Source organism: Streptomyces sp. Alt3, assembly GCF_030719215.1.
Lineage (GTDB): Bacteria > Actinomycetota > Actinomycetes > Streptomycetales > Streptomycetaceae > Streptomyces > Streptomyces glycanivorans.
The window spans coordinates 5,546,354-5,568,606 of sequence record NZ_CP120983.1; the positions used below are offsets into that span (position 1 = coordinate 5,546,354).

At 70.9% G+C, this 22,253-nt stretch carries 16 protein-coding genes and 1 tRNA gene; 12 read left to right on the forward strand and 5 right to left on the reverse strand.

Going from position 1 to position 22,253, the window contains the following annotated elements; all coding sequences use genetic code 11:
• Positions 1-77 precede the first annotated feature (77 nt).
• Positions 78-150 (forward strand) — tRNA-Ala (locus P8A20_RS24350).
• A gap of 81 nt (positions 151-231) precedes the next feature.
• Here the strand turns inward: P8A20_RS24350 and P8A20_RS24355 are convergent.
• Both P8A20_RS24355 and P8A20_RS24360 read right to left on the reverse strand, forming a co-directional pair.
• Positions 232-1,806: an NADH-quinone oxidoreductase subunit NuoF family protein gene (locus tag P8A20_RS24355; RefSeq protein ID WP_306104262.1), complete on the reverse strand. Its 1,575-nt coding sequence runs from the start codon at positions 1,804-1,806 to the stop codon at positions 232-234.
• Positions 1,803-3,116 (reverse strand): ferric reductase-like transmembrane domain-containing protein, encoded by a 1,314-nt coding sequence (locus tag P8A20_RS24360; RefSeq protein ID WP_306104263.1) that lies wholly within the window; start codon positions 3,114-3,116, stop codon positions 1,803-1,805. The genes P8A20_RS24355 and P8A20_RS24360 overlap by 4 nt, the downstream gene beginning before the upstream one ends.
• Before the next feature lie 429 nt (positions 3,117-3,545).
• Between P8A20_RS24360 and leuS the strand changes: the two genes are divergently transcribed.
• From leuS to P8A20_RS24385, 5 genes are all read left to right on the forward strand, one after another.
• Positions 3,546-6,419, forward strand: coding sequence for a leucine--tRNA ligase (gene leuS / locus P8A20_RS24365; RefSeq protein WP_147963384.1), 2,874 nt, complete (start codon positions 3,546-3,548; stop codon positions 6,417-6,419).
• A 302-nt stretch (positions 6,420-6,721) separates the two neighbouring features.
• Positions 6,722-7,417, forward strand: a complete 696-nt coding sequence (locus tag P8A20_RS24370) for a hypothetical protein (protein ID WP_147963383.1) — start codon at positions 6,722-6,724, stop codon at positions 7,415-7,417.
• 174 nt (positions 7,418-7,591) lie between these two features.
• Entirely contained in the window at positions 7,592-8,437 is an 846-nt protein-coding gene (locus P8A20_RS24375) for a DegV family protein (protein WP_147963382.1), read from the forward strand.
• Between the two features lie 825 nt (positions 8,438-9,262).
• The gene (locus tag P8A20_RS24380) at positions 9,263-9,967 is read left to right on the forward strand and encodes a ComEA family DNA-binding protein (RefSeq protein ID WP_371606791.1); all 705 of its coding nucleotides are present in this window, start codon (positions 9,263-9,265) and stop codon (positions 9,965-9,967) included.
• Positions 9,964-12,690 carry a ComEC/Rec2 family competence protein gene (locus tag P8A20_RS24385; protein ID WP_306104264.1) on the forward strand — a complete coding sequence of 909 codons (2,727 nt, stop codon included), beginning with the start codon at positions 9,964-9,966 and terminating at the stop codon, positions 12,688-12,690. The genes P8A20_RS24380 and P8A20_RS24385 overlap by 4 nt, the downstream gene beginning before the upstream one ends.
• A 230-nt stretch (positions 12,691-12,920) precedes the next feature.
• Here P8A20_RS24385 and P8A20_RS24390 read toward each other — a convergent pair whose 3' ends face one another.
• Entirely contained in the window at positions 12,921-13,376 is a 456-nt protein-coding gene (locus tag P8A20_RS24390; RefSeq protein WP_147963380.1) for a pyridoxamine 5'-phosphate oxidase family protein, read from the reverse strand.
• Positions 13,377-13,476: 100 nt separating this feature from the next.
• On the opposite strand from P8A20_RS24390, the gene P8A20_RS24395 reads away from it, so the two are divergent.
• Together P8A20_RS24395 and P8A20_RS24400 are read left to right on the forward strand one after the other, a co-directional pair.
• On the forward strand, positions 13,477-14,301 hold the full coding sequence (locus P8A20_RS24395) for an arylamine N-acetyltransferase family protein (protein ID WP_147963379.1): 825 nt from the start codon (positions 13,477-13,479) through the stop codon (positions 14,299-14,301).
• 248 nt (positions 14,302-14,549) lie between these two features.
• Positions 14,550-15,434, forward strand: a complete 885-nt coding sequence (locus tag P8A20_RS24400; protein ID WP_147963378.1) for a YceI family protein — start codon at positions 14,550-14,552, stop codon at positions 15,432-15,434.
• Positions 15,435-15,560: 126 nt separating this feature from the next.
• Here P8A20_RS24400 and P8A20_RS24405 read toward each other — a convergent pair whose 3' ends face one another.
• Positions 15,561-15,806: a hypothetical protein gene (locus P8A20_RS24405; RefSeq protein WP_147963377.1), complete on the reverse strand. Its 246-nt coding sequence runs from the start codon at positions 15,804-15,806 to the stop codon at positions 15,561-15,563.
• An 89-nt stretch (positions 15,807-15,895) separates the two neighbouring features.
• Between P8A20_RS24405 and holA the strand changes: the two genes are divergently transcribed.
• Positions 15,896-16,885: a DNA polymerase III subunit delta gene (holA, locus tag P8A20_RS24410; RefSeq protein WP_147963376.1), complete on the forward strand. Its 990-nt coding sequence runs from the start codon at positions 15,896-15,898 to the stop codon at positions 16,883-16,885.
• A gap of 85 nt (positions 16,886-16,970) precedes the next feature.
• On the forward strand, positions 16,971-17,219 hold the full coding sequence (locus tag P8A20_RS24415; protein ID WP_147964472.1) for a hypothetical protein: 249 nt from the start codon (positions 16,971-16,973) through the stop codon (positions 17,217-17,219).
• Between the two features lie 493 nt (positions 17,220-17,712).
• Here P8A20_RS24415 and rpsT read toward each other — a convergent pair whose 3' ends face one another.
• Entirely contained in the window at positions 17,713-17,979 is a 267-nt protein-coding gene (rpsT, locus tag P8A20_RS24420) for a 30S ribosomal protein S20 (RefSeq protein ID WP_014156344.1), read from the reverse strand.
• A 215-nt stretch (positions 17,980-18,194) separates the two neighbouring features.
• Here rpsT and lepA point away from each other — a divergent pair, with 215 nt between their 5' ends.
• Together lepA and P8A20_RS24430 are read left to right on the forward strand one after the other, a co-directional pair.
• Positions 18,195-20,069: a translation elongation factor 4 gene (gene lepA, locus P8A20_RS24425; RefSeq protein WP_147963375.1), complete on the forward strand. Its 1,875-nt coding sequence runs from the start codon at positions 18,195-18,197 to the stop codon at positions 20,067-20,069.
• 277 nt (positions 20,070-20,346) lie between these two features.
• Complete coding sequence (locus P8A20_RS24430; RefSeq protein ID WP_147963374.1) at positions 20,347-22,236, forward strand: AMP-dependent synthetase/ligase; 1,890 nt, start codon at positions 20,347-20,349, stop codon at positions 22,234-22,236.
• The last annotated feature ends 17 nt before the right edge of the window (positions 22,237-22,253 follow it).

A 22,253-nucleotide genomic window follows, 5' to 3' on the forward strand; every position in this document is an offset into this window, starting at 1 on the left:
GGAAACGATTTTTGATGGGCCGGTGGGACCGTGTAATGTTCTCGATGTCGCCAGGGAAACCGGGTGGCAAACAGCACGGGGCTATAGCTCAGTTGGTAGAGCGCCTGCATGGCATGCAGGAGGTCAGGAGTTCAATTCTCCTTAGCTCCACAGTGAAGAAGCGGGCCATCCGAATCGGATGGCCCGCTTCTTGTTGCGTCCGGCACTCCCGACGTGCTCGGCGGTGCGCGGTCAGTCGCGTCCGCTGCCCAGGGCCCTGCGCTGGGCACTCGGCAGCGCGGGCCGTTCCGCGGGAGCCTGCTCGATGCGGAGCGCAAGGGCGGGGCACCGCCGTACGGCGCGCTGGGCCCGGCCCCTCAGGTGCACCGGAACGGCGGCGTCCGCGAGCGCCGGATAGCCGTCCGGACCCAGCCTGATCAGCTCCGGGACGATGTCCGCGCAGAGTCCGTGCCCCTGGCAGAGCGTCCAGTCCACCGCCAGCTTCTCGCCGCTGGGGATGGACTCCTCCAGGTCCTCGTAGCCGGGGGAGGGCAACGGCAGCACGCCCAGCGTCTCCCGTCCGCAGCCGCCGTCCAGCACATGCGCGGCGAGGTCGTCGGTGAACGCGGAGAGGGTGGACGACAGGAAACGGGCCGACCCGTCCGGGTGTTTGCACGCACCGCGGCCCTTCACCGCCTGCGTCACCTCACGGAGCGCCTCCAGAGCGGCGGGACCGCCGCCGTTGAGGACGTCGGAGAGGCCGCCCGCGGCGGCGGGCAGACCCAGCTTGCACGGGCCGCACTGCCCCGCGGTCTCGGCGGCCAGCCAGTTCGCGATCCTCAGCGACTCCCCGATCGGGCAGGTCTCCGGCCCGATCGGCAGGATGGCGCCGGCTCCGAGCGCCCCGCCCACCGCGGCCAGTGAGGCTCTGGAGACCACCGCGTCGTGCAGGGCGAGCGCGTCGATCCAGTTGCCGTGGTAGCCGCCGGTGAGCACGCCCTGGGGCAGAGGCGGCGCCCCCGCCAGCTGCAGGACGTATCGCAGGGGTACCCCGGTGGGAACCTCCACGACCATCGGACGCGCCACGGCCCCGGAAACCGTGAGAAGGACGGTGCCGGGTTCGTCGGGCAGACCGGTGTGCCCGTAGCGGCGGGAACCCAGCCGGGCGGCGACGGCGAGCTGCGCGTAGGTCTCCGCGTTGGAAAGGAGGGTCGGCGCGCCGGCCACCCCGGACTCCGCCGCCCGCTCGCGGCGGCCGGGCGGCAGGGCGGGGCCGCCGTTCACCGCGCGGATGACCGCGGACGCCTCCCCGGAGACCATGCGCTCCGGGGTGCGCACCACCCGGGCGCGAAGGTGCTGCCCGCGCCGGTCGGACAGCCCTCGTTCGGCCAGGGCGGACCGCACGGAGATCTCGGTGGAGTTCCGGGTGACGGCCACGACCAGCGTGCGTGCGCCGAGTGCTTCCGCTGCGAGCAGGGCGCCGTCGAGGATGAGGTGCGGGGCGCGGTTGAGGAGCACGGTGTCCTTGCGGCAGGCGGGTTCGCCCTCGCTCCCGTTGATCACGACGACCGGCCTCACCCCACGCCGTACGGAGGCCTTCGCGACCGCCCGCAGTTTCTTCCCGAAGGGGAAGCCCGCACCACCGCGCCCGCGCAGTGACACGGACTCCGCGAGCTCGGCCAGCCGCTCCCCGGTCATCGGGTCGAGCGGGCCGTGCACCTTCAGGTGCATGGCGAGATCGAGGCGTTCCACCAGGTCGAAGCCGCTGGTCAACTGGGGGAGCCCGACGACGCGGACCTCGGGCACATCGGGCAGGGGCACATTCACGGGCGGTCTCCTGCCGGCGCGTTCCAGGGCTCTCCCGCCGAGGGCGGACAGAGCGGTCCCGGCAGCTGCTCGGTCACCGGGTCGGAGGCGGACGCCGGGGCGGATTCCGGGGGCGGGGCGTACGCGTGCATGAGCGTCTGTGGGGGAGGGGCGGGGGACGGGGAGGGCCAGCGGTCGTCTGTCTGCCCCGGGGGCGGGCCGGAGGCCCGGGAGACGGCCCGGTATGCCGCGGAGTTGCCGGTCCGGGAGCCCTGGGACGCCCCCGGCGCCGGGGCGGGGAAGGTACCGGGGGCGAGTCGCTCGGAGCTGCGGGGCGGGGGTTCGTACAGCGGTGGCGATCCGTACGGAGGTGCTTCGTACTGCTGTAGTCCCTGCGGCGCCCGCCCGAACGGCTGGGACGCGTATTCCGTCGGCTCGTGCGGGAGGGCTCCGGGCGTTTCCGGCGCGGCGAGCGTCCGGGGGCGGACCGGGGTGCCGCGTACGCCCCTGTCGTCGCCCCAGCCGGGGGCTCCGGGCGGGAGGCCCCGGCCGGACAGCGCAGGCGCGGACTCCGCGCCGGGGAGCGGGGAGGAGCGTATGACCGGATCCGACGCCGACGGAGGGGCGTCCGGGCCCGTCAGGCTGGTGACGAGCTCGGTGAGCAGACGCTTGGCCGGGACGGGCAGCAGGCGCAGGGCGAGCGCGGCGGCCACCGCGGTCAGACAGAGCATGTACATCACGACGACCCAGGTCGCGGGCTGGCGTCCGGCGTACAGGCCGTGGACGAGGGCGGCGCACCATGCGGGATATGCCAGCGCGTGCAGGGCCCGCCAGCGGCCCGCGATCCTGCCGGGGGTGGCGAACGCGCTGCGCATCGCCCCGGTGGCCGCGGCGACGATCATCAGCAGCCCGGCCAGTGAGCCGAAGCCGATGAGGCCCGCGGTGCCGCTCACGCCCGCGCCGAACGGTATGAGGGCGCCGAGCGGACCGACGTGCCCGAGTGCGACCTTCACGGTGCCGTGCAGGAGGAGAAAGCCGAGTGAGGCGACGGCGGCTGCTCGGTGGATGCCCTGGCATACGAGCCGCTGGCGGGTCGAGAGGAAGACCCGGTCGGTGGCCAACAGGCCCCAGCCGACCGCTGCGGTGAGGGAGACCAGCGTCAGTACGCCGGTGGTGAAGTCGAACGTGGCACGCATGCCGTCGCTCCCCGCGACGGCGAGCAGAGGGATGAGCACCAGTGCCGCGACGGTCAGTCCGCCCTGCAGCGGGCGGCTCGTTCCTGGGCCGGAACTCAAGGACGAGGAGGAACGGATCCTGCGATGAGGCTTCATGGGGGGCGACTCCGAATGGCTCGGCAAAGCGGTCCCGTCGCCGCATGCTAGGTCGCCGTCTACCGGCCGGTACGAGGTTTGAGCGGTTGCCCCGATAGGGGGCAGTACGCGGAGTAACCTCCGGAGTGTGTGGGTCGTGTGGAAGCTTCGCGCCGACGGTGTGCCCGTCGGTGCCGGAGTGGCGCGACCCGGGCGATCTTCCGGCGGGATATGTGCCGGGCCGGGCTCCGGGCCCGTGCGGTACCCTGACGCCATGCGTGCCGTACGCCTTCTGCTCAGCGAGCCGCGCTGATCACTCCCGACCGGTGAGAATGCCTGGTCGGACTCGGCGCGGCGTCCCCTCCTGTGCGAGGGGATTTTTCGTTTCCGTAGACGTGTGTCCGTAGACGTGGGCGCCGGCAGATGACGATCGATGGAGCTTTGAGGATCATGAGCGAGACGAATTCCGCGGCCGAGGTGGCCGCGCCGCACCGCTACACGGCAGCGATGGCCGCCGACATCGAGGCACGCTGGCAGGACTTCTGGGACGCCGAGGGGACGTACGAGGCGCCCAACCCGACCGGTGACCTGGCGGACGGTTCCGGGCTGGCGGCGAAGCCGAAGCGCTTCATCATGGACATGTTCCCGTACCCCTCGGGTGCCGGTCTCCACGTCGGTCACCCGCTGGGCTACATCGCCACCGACGTCTACGCCCGCCACCAGCGGATGACCGGGCACAACGTCCTGCACACCCTGGGCTTCGACGCGTTCGGCCTGCCGGCCGAGCAGTACGCCGTGCAGACGGGCACACACCCGCGCGCCTCCACCGAGGCCAACATGGAGAACATGAAGGTCCAGCTGCGACGGCTGGGCCTGGGCCACGACAAGCGCCGCTCCTTCGCGACCATCGACGCGGAGTACTACAAGTGGACCCAGTGGATCTTCCTGCAGATCTTCAACTCCTGGTACGACACCGACGCCGACCGGGCGCGCCCGATCGCCGACCTGGTCGCCCAGTTCGAGAGCGGTGAGCGCCCGGTTCCCGAAGGCCGGGAGTGGAGCACGCTGAGCGCCGCCGACCGCGCCGACATCCTGGGGCAGTACCGCCTGGCGTACGCCTCGGACGCGCCCGTCAACTGGGCGCCCGGGCTGGGCACCGTGCTGGCCAACGAGGAAGTGACGGCGGACGGCCGCTCCGAGCGCGGCAACTTCCCGGTCTTCAAGGCCAAGCTGCGCCAGTGGAACATGCGCATCACCGCCTATGCGGACCGGCTGCTGGACGACCTGGACGGGCTGGACTGGCCCGAGGCGATCAAGCTGCAGCAGCGCAACTGGATCGGTCGTTCCGAGGGCGCGCGCGTCGACTTCCCGGTCGACGGTGCGGGAGACATCACTGTCTTCACCACCCGTCAGGACACCCTGTTCGGTGCGACCTACATGGTGCTGGCACCCGAGCACGAGCTGGTCGAGCGGATCATCCCCGCCGCCTGGCCCGAGGGCACCCACCCGGTCTGGACCGGCGGCCACGCGAACCCGGCCGAGGCCGTCACCGCGTACCGCAAGCAGGCCGCCGCCAAGTCCGACGTGGAACGGCAGGCCGAAGCCAAGGACAAGACCGGCGTCTTCACCGGTGCCTACGCGACCAACCCGGTCAGCGGCAAGAAGGTCCCCGTCTTCATCGCCGACTACGTCCTGATGGGCTACGGCACCGGCGCGATCATGGCCGTACCGGCGCACGACGCGCGTGACTTCGCCTTCGCGCGCGCCTTCGAGCTGCCGATGCGCTGCGTGGTCGAGCCCTCGGACGACCGAGGCCTGGACACCTCGACGTGGGAGGACGCGTTCGCCTCGTACGAGGCGAAGCTGGTCAACTCGGCCAACGACGAGGTCTCGCTGGACGGCCTGGGTGTCGTCGACGCCAAGGCGAAGATCACTCAGTGGCTGCAGGCGCGTGGTGTCGGTGAGGGGACCGTCAACTTCCGTCTGCGTGACTGGCTGTTCAGCCGTCAGCGCTACTGGGGAGAGCCCTTCCCGATCGTGTACGACGAGGAGGGCATCGCCCACCCGCTGCCCGAGTCGATGCTGCCGCTGGAACTGCCGGAGGTCGAGGACTACTCGCCGCGGACCTTCGACCCGGAGGACGCGGACACCCAGCCCGAGACCCCGCTGTCCCGGAATGCCGACTGGGTCAACGTAACCCTGGACCTGGGTGACGGCGCCGGCCCGCGGAGTTACCGCCGCGAGACCAACACCATGCCGAACTGGGCCGGCTCCTGCTGGTACGAGCTGCGCTACCTGGACCCGAACAACGACCAGCGGCTGGTCGACCCGGCCATCGAGCAGTACTGGATGGGGCCGCGGGAGGGGCAGCCCACCGGCGGCGTGGACCTGTACGTCGGTGGTGCGGAACACGCGGTTCTGCACCTGCTGTACGCCCGTTTCTGGTCCAAGGTGCTGCACGACCTGGGGCACATCTCGTCGGCCGAGCCGTTCCACAAGCTGTACAACCAGGGCATGATCCAGGCATTCGTCTACCGGGACAGCCGCGGTATCGCGGTCCCGGCAGTCGAGGTCGAGGAGCGCGACGGCGCGTACTACCACGCCGGCGAGAAGGTCAGCCGCGTCCTGGGCAAGATGGGTAAGTCCCTGAAGAACGCCGTGACGCCTGACGAGATCTGCGGCGAGTACGGCGCGGACACCCTGCGGCTGTACGAGATGGCCATGGGACCCCTGGACGTCTCCCGCCCGTGGGACACCCGCGCCGTGGTGGGTCAGTACCGGCTGCTGCAGCGGCTGTGGCGCAACGTCGTCGACGAGGAGACCGGTGAGGTCACCGTCGTGGACACGGAGCCCGGCGAGGACACGCTGCGGGCGCTGCACAAGGCCATCGACGGCGTGGGCCAGGACATGGCGGGGATGCGCTTCAACACCGCCATCGCCAAGATCACCGAGCTGAACAACCACCTGACGAAGGCGGGCGGCCCGCTCTCGCGCTCGGTTGCCGAGCGGCTGGTGCTGCTGACCGCACCGCTGGCACCGCACGTGGCGGAGGAGCTGTGGCGCCGGCTGGGCCACACCGAGTCCGTCGTGCACCAGGACTTCCCGTTCGCGGACCCGGCGTACGTCGTGGACGAGACAGTGACCTGCGTGGTGCAGATCAAGGGCAAGGTCAAGGCCCGTCTGGAGATCTCCCCGTCCATCACGGACGAGGAACTGGAGGCGCTCGCCCTGGCCGACGAGAACGTCGTGGCCGCGCTGGGCGGGGGCGGTATCCGCAAGGTGATCGTGCGGGCGCCGAAGCTGGTCAACATCGTCCCTGCGTAACGGCGCCGGGGTGGCCCGCGGCGTCGGCGCGTGACGGCATCGGCCGGCAGTCCCGCCCATGCGCCCTCGCGCCGGACGGTCGGCCGAAGGCGCTGACCGGCGCGCGCTGGGCCAGGCCGAACGTGCGGCCGCCAGGCCGGGCGGGCCACGGCTTTCCCCGAGGCCAGGGCTTTCGCTCGAGGCCAGGGCTTTCCCCTACGGGCAGGTTGGGGGTTCCGGTGGAACCCTCGGCCTGCCCGTTCCGTTTACGGTAGAAGGGGCGACCGTACACGGGCAGCCGATTCGACGACCTAGGGGCGTTCATGGAAGCCGTGATCCTGATCCTGACGCTGCTGTTCGTGGCGTTCATGGCGCTCGGTGTGTACGCCGGTGTGAAGACGGTGCGCGCGGCCAAGCGGGGTGTGGACCGGACGATCACGCAGGCGCGCCGCTCGGTGGAGGACACCACGCTGCGGGCCAAGAGCTATGGCCAGCCGGGTGTGCCGGGGGAGCTCGCCCAGCTGAGGCTCTCGCTGCGTACGTCTATGCGGGCCACTCAGGACGCGTTGAACGCCGGGGTGACGGAGGACGCCTCCCTCTCGGAGTCGCTGGGCCTCTTCCAGCGTCTGAGCGCCCACGGACGTGAGCTCGAGGAGGACCTCAAGCGGCTGGAACGCGAGCCGGACCGGGCGACGGTGGCCACGCTGCTGCCGGGCCTGAAGGAGCGCACGGAACGCATCACGCACGCGGCGGAATCGCTGCGTTGGGCTGCCCGTGACCGTGCAAGGCAGTTCGCCGACGACGATCTGGCCGCGCTCGGCGCGCAGATCGACCTGGAGGCCGGGGCTCTGCGGCACTGGACGACCGAGGAACCGACTGCCTCCCGGGGCGAGGCGGCCGGGCACAACTGGACCGGACCGGCGGACCAACAGACACCACCGTCGCTCACCCCTCCGGACCCCCGGCTGCGCACGGGCTATCCGTGGCAGAAGTCCGCCAAGCCGGAGACGACGAACTGACACGAATCCAATTCGGGTCCACGGTCCTCGGCTGGCAAGCGACGGAGCATGTGATTCCTGGACATCTCCGATACGCCGGAGGCACGCCGGGGACGGGTGCCCGGCGGACCGGAGATGATCAGTAGGCCGGTCCCGGGCTGCCGTGTCCCCACCTCGGAAGGTAACCTCCGGCTCATGTCCCGCCATGTCGCGATCGTCACCGATTCAACGGCCTACCTGCCGCCCCAGACGATGGAACGGCACGGCATCACCGCAGTGCCGCTGACTGTCGTCCTGGGTGATCAGGCGCTGGAAGAGGGCACGGAGATCTCGGCCCGGTCACTGGCGCTCGCCTTGCAGAAGCGCCGGTCCGTGACCACCTCGCGGCCCAGTCCGGACGTCTTCGCCGCCACCTATCGAGCGGTGGCGGAGGCGGGGGCCACCGGCATCGTCTCTCTCCATCTGTCTTCGGAGCTCTCCGGTACGTACGACGCAGCCGTGCTCGCGGCGAAGGAAGCGCCCGTCCCGGTGCGGGTGGTCGACACCGGCATGGTCGCCATGGCCCTGGGGTTCTGCGCTCTCGCAGCCGCCGAGGCGGGCGAGGCGGGCGGCGGTCTGGAGGAGGCGGTCGCAGCGGCCGACAAACGGGCGGCCGAGACGTCGGCCTTCTTCTACGTCGACACGCTGGACTACCTGCGCCGAGGTGGGCGCATCGGCGCCGCACAGGCGCTGCTGGGGTCGGCCCTGGCGGTCAAGCCGCTCCTCCGGCTGGAGGACGGCCGTATCGAGATGCTGGAGAAGGTGCGGACCGCGTCCAAGGCGATCGCACGGCTCGAGGAGATCGTCGCCGGACAGGCCGGCACAGGTGCCGTGGACATCGCCGTTCACCACCTGGCCGCTCCCGAAGGAGCCGAGCGACTGGCGGAACGGCTGCGAGGACGGATCCCAGGGCTCGTCGACCTGCATGTGAGCGAAGTCGGTGCGGTGATCGGGGCGCACACCGGTCCGGGACTGCTGGGTGCAGTCGTCGCACCGCACTGAATTTCACCTCCTCGGGTGATGCAGTTATCCACAACTGGTGAGTTATCCACTGTATTTGGGGCGTCCCGACGGATTTTTTCGGATGTGTCTAGCGTCTGAGCCATGACCTTCCGACTGCTTCCCCCACCCAGCCGCGCCACCGACCCGCAGGGCCTCGGCAATGGCGCCGTGGTCCCGGCCTCGCACCGGCTTCCGGATCTTCCTGCGCATGCCGCCATGGACCCACCCCGGCACGCGGTGGTGCGCGCGGCCAGGCCTCGGGCAGCGCACAGGTCCGTACACGGGTCCGCGCATGGTGCGCCCCTGGGAGCAGGCCCGCCGGGGCGCGCCCGGTTCAGGCCCGGTGTCCGCCCCGCCGGAGGGGCCGGAACCTCGCCCGGTACCGCATCCGGGGCCCGGCACAGGCTCCGACGGCGCCCCACGCGTGGGCCGGACACCGGGACCGCGGCGGCTTCCCGGCTCCGTGCGGACGCGCTCCTGGGGACGGACCGGCCCTTGGCCGCTGCGACGACGGCTGTGACGAGGACGGTGGGTGCGGGGACAGCGGATACGGGGACGGCGGGTGAGGCGACGGCCGGGGCGGCGGCGGTGCGTGGGGCGGCGACGGCGGACGCGGCTTCCACAGTGCCCACGGCTTCGCTGCCGCGCGACGAGGACGGACGCATCCGCGCGGCGCCGTCCTGGGCCGCGGCCCCGTCGCGATACTCAGCAGCCGATGCGAGCCCCACGGCAGCCCCGCCGGCCGGGTCCGGCTCACCACCGCGTCGCGAGGCACCCGACGCGTCGGACACGAGGCCCCGGTGGTGGCGAGAAGCGGGCCCCGCGCTGCGCGACCGGTTACCGCTGTGGGTGCAGCTGCGGTGCGGCCTCGAGCCACGCGCTCTGGCCGCGCTGGCCGTTGTCCTGGTCGGCGCCGCGGTATTCGCGGCGACACATTTCTGGTCGTCCCGTCCGGAGGCGGTGAGCGCTCCCGACCGGGTCACGGAGGCGGCCGCGGTCCGGGCGGACGGGGAAGGGGCCCCGAGCGCTCAAATCTCCGGCCCCACACCCGTCCCGCATACGGGTTCGAGCACAGGCACCGCCTCCGGCGAGCAGATCGTCGTGGATGTGAGCGGCAAGGTGCGACGGCCGGGGATCCAGTATCTGCCGGCGGGCTCACGTGTCGCGGACGCGCTGCGCGCGGCGGGAGGCATCCGGGAGGGCGCCGATGCCACCTCACTCAACCGCGCGCGGGTCCTGACGGACGGCGAGCAGGTGGCGGTGGGCGTGCCCGGTGCGCCGCCACCCGCGAGCGGACCGGGAACAGGCGGATCCGCGACGGGACGGGCCGGCCCCGCCGCGCTGGTGAGCCTAGGCACGGCCACCGTCGAGCAGCTCGAAACCCTGCCCGGTGTCGGCCCGGTGCTCGCGCAGCACATCATCGACTACCGAACCGAGCACGGGGGTTACCGCTCCGTGGACGAGCTTCGCGAGGTCAATGGCATCGGGGACCGCCGGTTCGCCGACCTCCGACCGCTGGTCAGGCCGTGAACGCTCCTGACGTCCATACCGATTCGGGCCGGCGGCTCGGTGCCGCCGAACCGCGCCAGGCGACTCCGGCCGACCTACGGCTGGTCCCTCCGGCCTTGGCGGCCTGGGCGGCAGCGGCGCTGGCGCTCGGAGCGCCGGGCAGGTGGGTGGTGACCGGATCTGTTCTCTGCGCGTGCACCGGCCTGGGTCTCCTTGCTGTATCCGGCTTCCTGGCACGAACCAGGCCTTGGGGCAGGGCGGGTCCGGCAACCCCACCGGGCGCGGTGACCGCGACTTCGGCACCCACGAGTCCGGTTGGTGTGGATCCAGCGGGTGTGAATTCGGCGTCCCTGCCTGCGCCTGCGCCTGCGCCTGCTCTGGCTCCGGCTTCGGCTCCTGCTCCGGCCGCTCCAGGAAGCCGGGTGCGTCCGGCAGGGCCTGTGGTCCCGCCGACCGAGCCGTCGGCGCCTGCCGGACACAACGGGCGCTGGGGAACGCGCGTCACGGCGGCAGCCGCCGCGCTGCTCTGCGCGGCGGCTGGGGCGACGGTGGCCGGGCTGCACGGCACGGATGCCCGCAGGGGCCCGCTCCCCGGACTGGCGGAGTCGTACGAGCGGGTCGAAGTGGACGTGACCGTCACATCCGATCCCCGACAGACCCGGCCACGTGTGCGGGGCGATCACAGCACGCCTGTTTCCCTGCTCCTGGACGCCGAGGTCGACCGGCTGACCGCCCCCGACGGCACGGTCACCAGGCTTCGGACCCCTGTCCTGGTCATGGTCGCCCCGGGTGCTGCGGCGGCGCAGTGGCAACAGCTGCTGCCCTCGACAGGCCTCCGCATCAGCGGACGGCTCTCCCCTCCGCGTCATGAGGGGGAGCACGTCGCAGCCGTCCTCGGCACCGACGCGGACGCCCCGCCGCGGGTCATCGCGGAGCCCTCCCGGCTGCAACGTGTGGCGGGGCAGTTGAGGTCCGGTCTGCGGGAGGCCACCGACGGCCTCGACGCCGATGCGCGGGCACTCCTGCCGGGGCTGGTGGTCGGCGACACCTCACGGGTTCCGCCGGATCTGCACGACGCCTTCAAAGCCACCGACCTCACGCACCTGCTCGCCGTCTCCGGCGCCAACCTCTCGATTCTGCTCTTCCTTCTCATCGGCCCCCCGGGCACGGCACTGCGCAGCGAACGCCGAGGCCTGGCACCCCGACTGGGCATCTCCCTGCGCATGACAGCCCTGACCGGCGGCGGGATCGCACTGGCCTTCGTGATCGTCTGCCGTCCGGAGCCGAGCGTGCTGCGCGCGGCTGCCTGCGGTGTGATCACACTGCTCGCCATCGGGACGGGCCGGCGCAGATCACTGATCCCGGCACTGGCCGCGGCCGTTCTGCTGCTGGTGCTGTACGACCCGTGGCTGGCCCGTAGTTACGGGTTCCTGCTGTCCGTGCTCGCGACCGGAGCACTGCTGACACTCGCCCCGAAATGGAGTGGCGCGCTTCAACGGCACGGGGTCCCTGCACGGCTCGCCGAGGTGCTGGCCGCGGCAGGAGCTGCTCAGGCCGTCTGCGCGCCCGTGGTCGTGGTTCTCGCGTCGAGGGTCAGCTTGGTGGCGATTCCCTGCAACCTCCTGGCCGAATTCGCGGTGGCGCCCGCGACGGTCCTGGGATTCGCCGCGCTCGCCGTGGCCCCCGTTTCCATACCGGTGGCGGAAGCGCTGGCCCACGTCGCAGGCTGGCCGGCCGGGTGGATCGCGTCCGTGGCGCGCACAGGAGCCGCACTTCCCGGGGCGGAACTGGACTGGCCGGGGGGTTGGCGTGGAGCGGCGCTCCTGGCCGTCATCACGGCCCTGTTGGCGCTTTCGGCCCGACGCCTGGCCCGCCACCCCTGGGTGTGCTCCGCTGCTGCGCTCCTGCTGGTCCTCGCGGTGCTGCGACCGGTGCCGCTCACCCGGCTCATGACGGGATGGCCGCCGCCCGGCTGGGCCTTCGCGCTCTGCGACGTGGGGCAGGGGGACGCCATGGTGCTCGCTGCCGGGGACGGCACGGGAGTGGTCGTGGACACCGGTCCTGAACCCCGCCTCGTCGACAGGTGCCTCCGCGATCTCGGTGTCACCCGTGTGCCCCTCGTGCTGCTGACCCACTTTCACGCCGACCATGTGCGAGGCCTGCCCGGTGTACTGAAGGGCCGCGAGGTCGGCACGATCCAGACGACGAGTCTCGATGAGCCGCCGGAGCAGGCGGCGTTCGTGCGGAGGACGGCGGCGCAGGCGCACGTCCCGACGACCCGGGCCGTTCCGGGGGAGCGGCGTCGGACAGGCCCCCTGGACTGGCAGGTGCTCTGGCCGGCGGCCGGTGCGCCGGGGACGGCGTCCGCCCATGTGACCGAGGAACCGAACGATTCCAGCGTCACGCTCCTCGTCCGCTCCGGCGGACTGACCCTGCTTCTCCTCGGCGATCTCGAACCACCGGCGCAGAGGGGAGTGCTGCGCAGCCACCCGGCGCTGCCCCGGGTCGATGTGCTCAAGGTCGCGCACCACGGCTCCGCGCATCAGGACGCAGCGCTCCTGCGCAGCGCAGGCCCGAGGCTCGCGTTGATCAGCTGCGGCACGGACAACCCGTACGGCCATCCGGCGGCCCGCACGGTCGAGGCACTCGAAGCGACAGGAGCGAAGGTTCTGCGCACCGACATCCACGGCGCGATCGCGGTGACAGGCGCCGGCTCACAGCTGCGTGCGGCGGGCCGGTCATGAACACGAGAAACGCCCGGGCTCGTACCCCTGCCCGGTCCCGCGCCCCTGCCCGGACTCGTACCCCCTCCCGACTCCGTGCCGCTGCCCGGTCCTGTGCCCCTGCCCCGTCCCCTGCCCTTACCCCCGCCCGACTCCATGCCGCTGCCCGGGTCTGTCCCCCCGCCCGGGCCGTGGTGAAAAGGCCGGCAGTGGAGAGCATGCCGGCCGTGCAGGCATGCGGGCCCCGGCTGTCAGACCAGCCAGGTCCCGGCGAGCATCAGCTCGCGCCCTGCCAGTTCGTTCACCTCGCGCCACGCCTTGACGGTGTGCGGAGTGATGCGCAGATACACCCACGAAGAGCGTCCGCGAACGTCCCAGCCGAGCTTCTCGGCGAAGGCGTCACCCGAGTCGGCGGGAAGATCCGCGCCTTCGACGACCTCGGCCGTTCCCTCGATCAGCACCACATCGCGGGTGTGCCCGAGTGTGACGCGGACCTGTCCCGACGGGGTCACGTTGACCGCCGTCGGGTTGGTGCGCCGGGTGGCCAGCAGCAGGGTGTCCTCGTCCAGGACGAACGACAAGGGCACCAGGCACGGCACACCGTCGGCGGAGGCGGTCGACACCCAGAGGTCCTCGTCCTTCTCCAGATGATCGAGTACATCCTGCTTGCGCTGCTCGGGGCCGCGTGCCGGCTCTCGCTCCGTCATGACTCACACGCTAGCCATCGGCTGTGGCCGCCGCCTCGGCCGACGGTCCTAGGTCCAGGGGCCAATGGCGCCGCCCGCCCGGCCGCGACAGACTTCCGGCATGCACGAGGACGCGCGGCAGACCGCTCACGCACCCACGCCCGGCTGGGTGGGCGCCTATCTGGAACGGATCGGCGCCGCCCGCCCACCCCGGGCCGATGCCGCGGCGCTGCGCGAGCTGCAGCTCCGCCACCTGATGTCCGTGCCTTTCGAGAACCTCTCCGTCCACCTTGGTCAGGATGTCGTCCTGGAGGACGAGAAGCTCGTCGACAAGATCGTGACGGACCGCCGGGGCGGCTTCTGCTACGAGCTCAACGGCGCCTTTGCCGCGCTTCTCCGAGAGCTGGGCTTTCGTGTAGTTCCGCTCCAGGCGCAGGTGTTCGGCGACGGAGGCCGCCTCGGCATCCCGTACGACCACATCGCCCTGCGCGTGGAGACCGACGACGGCGCGGGCCCCTGGCTCGCGGATGTCGGGTTCGGCGACCACGCCCTGCACCCGCTCGAGCTGGCGGTCCGCACGGAACAGAGCGATCCCAGCGGCACGTTCAGGTTCCGGGAAGCGCCGCAGGGGGACCTCGACCTGCTGCGCGACGGCTCGCGGCAGTTCCGCCTCGACCTGCGACCGCGCGTGCTGGCGGACTTCCGGGCCGGGGCCTGGTATCACCGCACCTCGCCGGACTCCCACTTCACCCGGTCACTGGTCTGCTCCCGGTGCACGGAGGACGGCCGGGTGACCCTCCGCGGCCGCACTCTGATCACGACCGTGCGGGGCGAACGCCACACGACCGAGCTGCGGGACGACGCCGAGGTTCTCGCGGCCTACCACGACCACTTCGGTATGGCCCTCACCCGCCCGCCGGTGGTGCGCCCGCCCCTGACCATGTGACGTGTGCCGCACCGCAGGACAGGGCGCCCACGAGTCCTCCAACCCGCACAAAACTGGACCTTCGGTGGTACCTGCGTACAGTGACGCACAGCTCCGCACAGCTCGGCACAACCCACTCTGAGCTGCTGCGTTTGCCTCGAACGTCGCAACGGTGATCGAATACCTATTCGTCGGCGGGCCGCTGCTCCGACAACGACGTCCGACTGTCAGGGGTCCGAGGTGAGAACCACCCTGGGGAGTGCGTGCACATGTTCGGCCGTTGGCTAGGCAGCAGAGGGAAGTCCGGCACCGCACAGAGCAACGCTCCCGCCGGGTTCCCGGTGCCGCAGGACGCCGCCATGCTGAGCTGCCGTGTGCTGGACCCCGTCTCCGAGCCTGTGCGGCCGGCCGACTTCGTCGTCGCCGACAGCGCGGGCCGCAAGGTCGTCAGCGGGGAGACGGACCCCTTCGGGAACGTGGTCGCGACCGTTCCCCCGGGTGACTACCGGCTTGGTGTCACAGCCGAGGGCTTCACCCCCTTCCATCGTTCGGTCACCCTGGACCAGGGCGGTCACACGAGCCTCGGAGACGTCTTCCTCCAGGTGGCCCAGCCTCCCCAGTTGCCCGATCCGGGTGACTGGGAGATCGAGCCCGCGCACACGCAGATCGGTTTCACGGCACGTCACATCGGCATGGCCCGGATCCACGGCAGGTTCAACACGTTCGCCGGTGCCGTGCGGATCGCCGACCGCATGGAGGACTCCGCCATGCACGTCGTCATCGACGCCTCGTCCATCGACACGAATGTCCGGATGCGTGACGACCACCTGCGGTCCGGCGACTTCCTGGATGTCGAGCGCTATCCGACCCTCGAGTTCTACAGCGAGCGCTTCGTCCACCGGGGCGGCACCCGCTGGGGCGTGACCGGCGCGCTCACCCTGCACGGTGTGAGCCGCACAGTCACCCTGGACACCCAGTACCTCGGTCTGGGTAACGGCCTGGAGGGCGAGACCCGGGCCGCCTGCCGGGCGACCACCGAACTGCACCGTGAGGACTTCACACTCACCTGGCAGACGATGCTGGCGCGCGGCATCGCCGTGGTCGGCCCGAGCATCAAGATCGACATGGACATCCAGATCATCCCGAAGGGCTGACAGCGCCGCACCTGGATCGCCGGACCGGATTGCCGGATCCCCGGACCGAATCGCCAGATCCCCGAACCGCCGGACCGGCACGGCGCACCAGCAACGCGTACCGGCCCACGGCTTACGTCTTCGCCGTTACGGTGCCTCCAGCCAGCCCTCGTACTCCGCGGCGAAGGCGTCGAGCGCCGTGGAGTCCAGCCGCGCGGCCGGATCCTCCACCACCACCAGCCACTGCGCGTCGTCGGCGTCGTCCTCGCCGGCCAGTGCGTCCCGCACCAGCTGAGGCTCCTCGGTCACGCCGAACCGGTCGGCCAGTTCTCCCGCGACCTCCTCGGCCGCGTCACGGTCGGGCAGGACCAGTACATGTCTCACGTCGCTCACCCGGTCATTGTCCGGCAGGTCAGGTGGGGCGGTACGCCGGGGCGGCTGCCCCGCGGCGTTGTCACAGGGCCGTGGGATGCTGGACCGCGATGGCCACCAAGCGTAATTCCACCGACGATCCGCTCGCCCCCGTCACGCTCGCCGTGGGCCAGGAGGACCTGCTCCTGGACCGTGCGGTGCAGCACGTGGTGGGTGCGGCCCGAGCCGCCGACTCCGACACGGACGTCCGCGACCTGACCCCGGACCAGCTGCAGCCCGGCACGCTCGCGGAGCTCACCAGCCCCTCGCTCTTCGCCGAGCGCAAGGTGGTGATCGTGCGCAACGCACAGGACCTCTCCGCCGACACGGTCAAGGACGTCAAGGCCTACCTGGGCGCCCCCGCCGAGGAGATCACCCTCGTGCTGCTGCACGCCGGCGGGGCCAAGGGCAAGAGTCTGCTGGACGCCGCGCGGAAGGCGGGGGCGCGTGAGGTCGCGTGTCCCAAGACCACCAAGCCGGCTGAACGGCTGTCCTTCGTGCGGTCGGAGTTCCGGGCACTCGGGCGCTCCGCGACCCCCGAGGCATGCCAGGCGCTGGTGGACTCCATCGGCAGCGACCTGCGGGAGCTGGCGAGCGCCGTCTCGCAGCTGGTGGCGGATGTGGAAGGCACCATCGACGAAGCGGTCGTCGGCCGCTACTACACGGGCCGCGCCGAAGCCTCGTCCTTCACCGTCGCCGACCGCGCGGTCGAGGGCCGGGCGGCGGAAGCGCTCGAGGCACTGCGGTGGTCGCTGTCCACCGGTGTCGCTCCCGTCCTGATCACCAGTGCTCTCGCGCAGGGCGTCCGGGCGATCGGCAAGCTCTCCTCCGCCCGGGGAGGACGCCCGGCGGACCTGGCCCGCGAGCTCGGTATGCCGCCGTGGAAGATCGACCGGGTCCGCCAGCAGATGCGGGGATGGACACCGGACGGAGTGGCGGCGGCCCTGATGGCGGTCGCGGCGGCCGACGCCGGTGTCAAGGGCGGTGGGGACGACCCCGAGTACGCCCTGGAGAAGGCCGTGGTCGCCGTAGCCCGTGCGGCGCGCTCCGGCGGCCGCTAGCCGTACCCGCGCTCGAGTGGCCGCCAGCGCCTCGACCGTTACGTGTCGCCGGGTCGCCGGGTCGCCTGTTGAGAGGGGGACTGGGGTGTTCGTCGAGATCGTCTTCGTGGGGCTGCCCATCGACCGTGATGAGGTCGAGGAGGCTCTGGAAGCGGCGTTCGAGCTCGACGGCGAAATCATCGGCGCCGGCAGTGGCATGGGTCGTTGCCATCTTGACCTCGAAATCGAGGGGGACTCGGAAACGACTGCCACGACTGCGGCCCTGGAGCGGTTGCGGGCGGTGCTGTCCGATCTCGGGGTGTCGAACTGTGCGGCCTTGAACGTCAGCGAGTGATCAGGCCGCCACTCGCGCGCGGTCTGCGCACCGCGCAGGACCGGCCACCACACCTCCACCGGTCGGGTCAGACGTCACCGCTCATCCGCCCGCGCGCACGTCCCACCGCCCGCCCGGTCCTACGGCCCGCCCCGTCCCACCGCCCGCCCGGTCCTACGGCCCGCCCCGTCCCACCGCCCGCCCGGTCCTACGGCCCGCCCCGTCCCACCGCCCGCCCGGTCCTACGGCCCGCCCCCCACCGCGCACCCCGTCCCACCGCGCGCCCCGGGTCGGACGGGCCCACCGCCCGGCCGCTCCCGTGAGCGCCCTGCCCGAGAGTGCCCAGCACGAAGGCCCCGGCCGTCGTCCTGGGGAGGACACGGCCGGGGCCTTCGGTTCACTCTTGGTGCGCCGCACCCGCGTGGCGAACGCAGGTTCGGTGTGCGGCGCGGGGTGCCGGTCAGGAGCGGGAGAGAGGGCCCGCTGTGTCCGTTCCGGCGATCACATCAGTAGCTCAGCCCTGGAGGGCGGCAACCTTGAGAGCCAGCGCCGACTTCTTGTTGGCGGCGGCGTTCTTGTGGATGACACCCTTCGAGACAGCCTTGTCGAGCTGGCGGGAGGCGTCGCGGACGGCCACAGTGGCCTTCTCGACGTCACCGGCAGCGGCAGCCTCACGGGCCTTGCGGATCGAGGTCTTGAGCGAGGACTTGACGGCCTTGTTGCGCAGGCGCGCCTTCTCGTTCGTCTTGTTCCGCTTGATCTGGGACTTGATGTTCGCCACGAAAGAGCCTTTTCAGGTTCGTTGGATCTTCTATGTGCGCCACGCCGCTTCTGAGGGCCACGAGGCACAGCTGCCCACGGTAGCAGCCACCCTCGGACCGGCCCAAACCGGTCCCGGCCCCGCAGGCGTGGGACCATGGAGGCTACGTATCGATCCGTCCGACCCGACATCGACCCGAGACACGGCGTCCGGCGTCTCAAGAATCAGGACCCTGCGTGCCCGCGACTCCCATCAACGTGCCCGAGCCGAGCCGTACCGACCCGGCGCTGATCCGTAACTTCTGCATCATCGCGCACATCGACCACGGCAAGTCGACCCTTGCCGACCGGATGCTCCAGCTGACGGGAGTGGTCGACCAGCGGCAGATGCGCGCCCAGTACCTCGACCGGATGGACATCGAGCGCGAGCGCGGCATCACCATCAAGTCCCAGGCGGTCCGTCTGCCGTGGGCACCCACCGAGGGCGAGGGCAAGGGCTCGACCCACATCCTCAACATGATCGACACCCCGGGCCACGTGGACTTCACCTACGAGGTCTCCCGGTCGCTGGCCGCGTGCGAGGGAACCGTCCTCCTGGTCGACGCCGCCCAGGGCATCGAGGCGCAGACGCTGGCCAACCTCTACCTGGCGATGGAGAACGACCTCACCATCGTCCCGGTGCTCAACAAGATCGACCTGCCGGCCGCCCAGCCCGAGAAGTTCTCCGAGGAGCTGGCCAACCTCATCGGCTGCCAGCCCGAGGATGTGCTCAAGGTCTCCGCGAAGACCGGTGTCGGCGTGGACGCGCTGCTCGACCGGGTCGTCCGGGATGTCCCGGCCCCGGTCGGCCAGGCGGACGCCCCGGCCCGCGCGATGATCTTCGACTCGGTCTACGACGCGTACCGCGGTGTCGTGACCTATGTCAGGGTCGTCGACGGTCAGCTCAACAAGCGCGAGCGCATCAAGATGATGTCGACGGGCGCCACCCACGAGCTCCTGGAGATCGGCGTCTCCTCCCCGGAGATGACTCCGGCCGACGGCATCGGTGTGGGCGAGGTCGGCTACATCATCACCGGTGTGAAGGACGTCCGGCAGTCCAAGGTCGGTGACACCATCACCTCCCTGAACAAGGGGGCGACCGAGGCGCTGGGCGGCTACAAGGACCCCAAGCCGATGGTGTTCTCGGGGCTCTACCCCCTGGACGGCTCCGACTACCCGGACCTGCGCGAGGCCCTGGACAAGCTCCAGCTCAACGACGCCGCCCTGGTGTACGAGCCGGAGACCTCGGCCGCGCTCGGCTTCGGCTTCCGCGTCGGCTTCCTCGGTCTGCTGCACCTCGACGTGGTCCGTGAGCGCCTGGAGCGCGAGTTCGGTCTGGAGCTCATCGCCACCGCCCCCAACGTGGTCTACCGCGTGGAGATGGAGGACGGCTCGGAGCACATCGTCACCAACCCGAGCGAGTTCCCCGAGGGCAAGATCGACAAGGTGCACGAGCCGGTCGTGAGGGCCACGGTCCTGGCGCCCAGCGAGTTCATCGGCGCGATCATGGAGCTCTGCCAGAACCGGCGCGGCACCCTGCTCGGCATGGACTACCTGTCCGAGGACCGGGTGGAGATCCGTTACACCCTTCCGCTCGCCGAGATCGTCTTCGACTTCTTCGACCAGCTGAAGTCCAAGACCCGCGGTTACGCCTCGCTCGACTACGAGCCCACGGGGGAGCAGTCCGCCCAGCTCGTCAAGGTCGACATCCTGCTCCACGGCGACAAGGTCGACGCCTTCTCCGCGGTCACGCACAAGGACAAGGCGTACGCGTACGGCGTCCGGCTCGTCGCCAAGCTGCAGAAGCTCATCCCGCGGCAGAACTTCGAGGTGCCGATCCAGGCCGCCATCGGCTCCCGGGTCATCGCCCGTGAGACCGTCCGCGCCATCCGCAAGGACGTCCTCGCCAAGTGCTACGGCGGTGACATCTCCCGTAAGCGGAAGCTGCTGGAGAAGCAGAAGGAAGGCAAGAAGCGGATGAAGATGGTCGGCAACGTCGAGGTGCCGCAGGACGCGTTCATCTCCGTCCTGTCGACCGACGAGTCGGCCGGTGAGGGCAAGGCCAAGAAGTAGCACCCGCCCGGGGCGACCCGGGAGTACGCCGTCGGGCGTACCTGGGAGTAGCCCAACGGGCCCCTGTGCCGCGGACACCCGTGGCGCAGGGGCCCGGTTCGTTATCAAGCGGCGGCCCGTTGCCTCTTACGCGACGGTCCCACTCGCTCTAGTCTGATCACCACCCGTTAGTTACTCGCCAGTTAAACAAGCAGGCCGAGCGGGAACGAGAAGCAGGACATACAAGCAGCAGCATCCATAAGCCGGTCGTAGCAATGCCGCAGGCCCGGAGGACGTCGTGAGCGACACACAGACCTTGATCGATAGCCGACCGCCCTCCGTGGCGACTCTCTTCATCGACCGCGTGGCGGCCACTCCGGACGGGGAGGCGTACCGCTATCCGGTGCCTGCCGCGTCGGGGCAGGGCCCGGACGACTGGAAGTCGCTCACCTGGGCGCAGGCCGCCGAGCGGGTCCACGCCATCGCGGCCGGTCTGATCTCCCTGGGTGTCAGGCCGGAGGAGCGTGTCGCGCTCGCCTCCTCCACCCGTGTCGAGTGGATCCTCGCCGACCTCGGTGTGATGTGCGCGGGCGCGGCGACGACGACGATCTACCCCTCCACGAACACCGAGGAGTCCGCCTTCATCCTGGCCGACTCCGACAGCCGCGTGCTGATCGCCGAGGATGCCGCCCAGCTGGCGAAGGCCCGGGAGAGCCGGGCCGATCTGCCCGAACTGGCGCATGTAGTCGTCATCGATCCGGCCGGCGCCGAGGCCGCCGAGGGCGACCCCGAGGGCTGGGTCCTCACCCTTGCCGAGCTCGAGGCCCGGGGCGCCGAGCACCTGGTGAAGAACCCCGACGCGGTCACCGACCGGGTCGCGGCGATCACCCCGGACCAGCTGGCGACCCTGATCTACACCTCGGGCACCACGGGCCGGCCCAAGGGTGTGCGGCTGCCGCACGACAACTGGTCGTACATGGCCAAGGCGACCGTGGCGACCGGCCTGATCACCGAGGGCGACGTCCAGTACCTCTGGCTGCCGCTCGCGCACGTCTTCGGGAAGGTGCTCACCTCCGGCCAGATCGAGGTCGGGCACGTCACGGCCGTCGACGGCCGCGTGGACAAGATCATCGAGAACCTGCCGGTGGTCCAGCCGACCTACATGGCGGCCGTTCCCCGCATCTTCGAGAAGGTCTACAACGGTGTCGCCGCCAAGGCGCGGGCCGGTGGCGGGGCCAAGTACAAGATCTTCCAGTGGGCGGCCGACGTCGCCCGCGAGCACGCCACGGTGTCCCAGGACAACTTCCGGCGCACGGGCAGGGCCTCGGTGCCGTTCGCGCTCGGTGCCAAGCACAAGGTCGCCGACACCCTCGTCTTCGCGAAGATCCGTGAGGCCTTCGGCGGACGGCTCCGAGCCTGCGTCTCCGGCTCGGCCGCCCTCGCCCCCGACATCGGCCTGTTCTTCTCCGGGGCCGGTATCCACATCCTGGAGGGCTACGGCCTGACCGAGTCCAGTGCCGCCTCCTTCGTCAACCCGGGCGAGGCCTACCGCACCGGGACCGTCGGCAAGCCGCTCCCCGGCACCGAGGTCCGGATCGCGGACGACGGCGAGATCCTGCTGCGCGGCCCCGGGCTGATGGAGGGCTACCACCGGCTGCCCGAGAAGACCGCCGAGGTGCTGGAGTCCGACGGCTGGTTCCACACCGGCGACATCGGCGAGCTCTCCCAGGACGGCTACCTGCGGATCACCGACCGTAAGAAGGACCTGATCAAGACGTCCGGCGGCAAGTACATCGCCCCGGCGGAGGTCGAGGGCCAGTTCAAGGCGGTGTGCCCGTTCGTCTCCAACATCCTGGTGCACGGCGCCGACCGTAACTTCTGCACCGCCCTCATCTCGCTCGACGAGCCGACCATCCTCGGCTGGGCGGAGGAGAACGGACTGGGCGGCAAGCCGTACGCCGACGTGGTGGCCTCCCCCCAGGCCGTGGAGCTCATCGAGGGCTATGTGAAGCGCCTCAACGAGGGCCTTCAGCGCTGGCAGACCATCAAGAAGTTCCGGCTCCTGCCGCGCGACCTCGACATCGAGCACGGCGAGCTGACCCCCAGCCTCAAGCTGAAGCGCCCGGTCGTCGAGCGCGAGTACAAGGACCTGATCGACGACATGTACGCGGGCTCCCGCGAGGCGTAGACGAGACGGGGACGGGC

Excerpts from the sequence above, each read along its gene's own strand:
- holA (WP_147963376.1), top strand. The coding sequence starts at position 15,896 with ATGGCCACCAAGCGTAATTCCACCGACGATCCGCTCGCCCCCGTCACG.
- P8A20_RS24390 (WP_147963380.1), bottom strand. The coding sequence starts at position 13,376 with ATGACGGAGCGAGAGCCGGCACGCGGCCCCGAGCAGCGCAAGCAGGAT.
- leuS (WP_147963384.1), top strand. The coding sequence starts at position 3,546 with ATGAGCGAGACGAATTCCGCGGCCGAGGTGGCCGCGCCGCACCGCTAC.
- P8A20_RS24395 (WP_147963379.1), top strand. The coding sequence starts at position 13,477 with ATGCACGAGGACGCGCGGCAGACCGCTCACGCACCCACGCCCGGCTGG.
- P8A20_RS24360 (WP_306104263.1), bottom strand. The coding sequence starts at position 3,116 with ATGAAGCCTCATCGCAGGATCCGTTCCTCCTCGTCCTTGAGTTCCGGC.
- P8A20_RS24400 (WP_147963378.1), top strand. The coding sequence starts at position 14,550 with ATGTTCGGCCGTTGGCTAGGCAGCAGAGGGAAGTCCGGCACCGCACAG.
- P8A20_RS24375 (WP_147963382.1), top strand. The coding sequence starts at position 7,592 with ATGTCCCGCCATGTCGCGATCGTCACCGATTCAACGGCCTACCTGCCG.
- P8A20_RS24370 (WP_147963383.1), top strand. The coding sequence starts at position 6,722 with ATGGAAGCCGTGATCCTGATCCTGACGCTGCTGTTCGTGGCGTTCATG.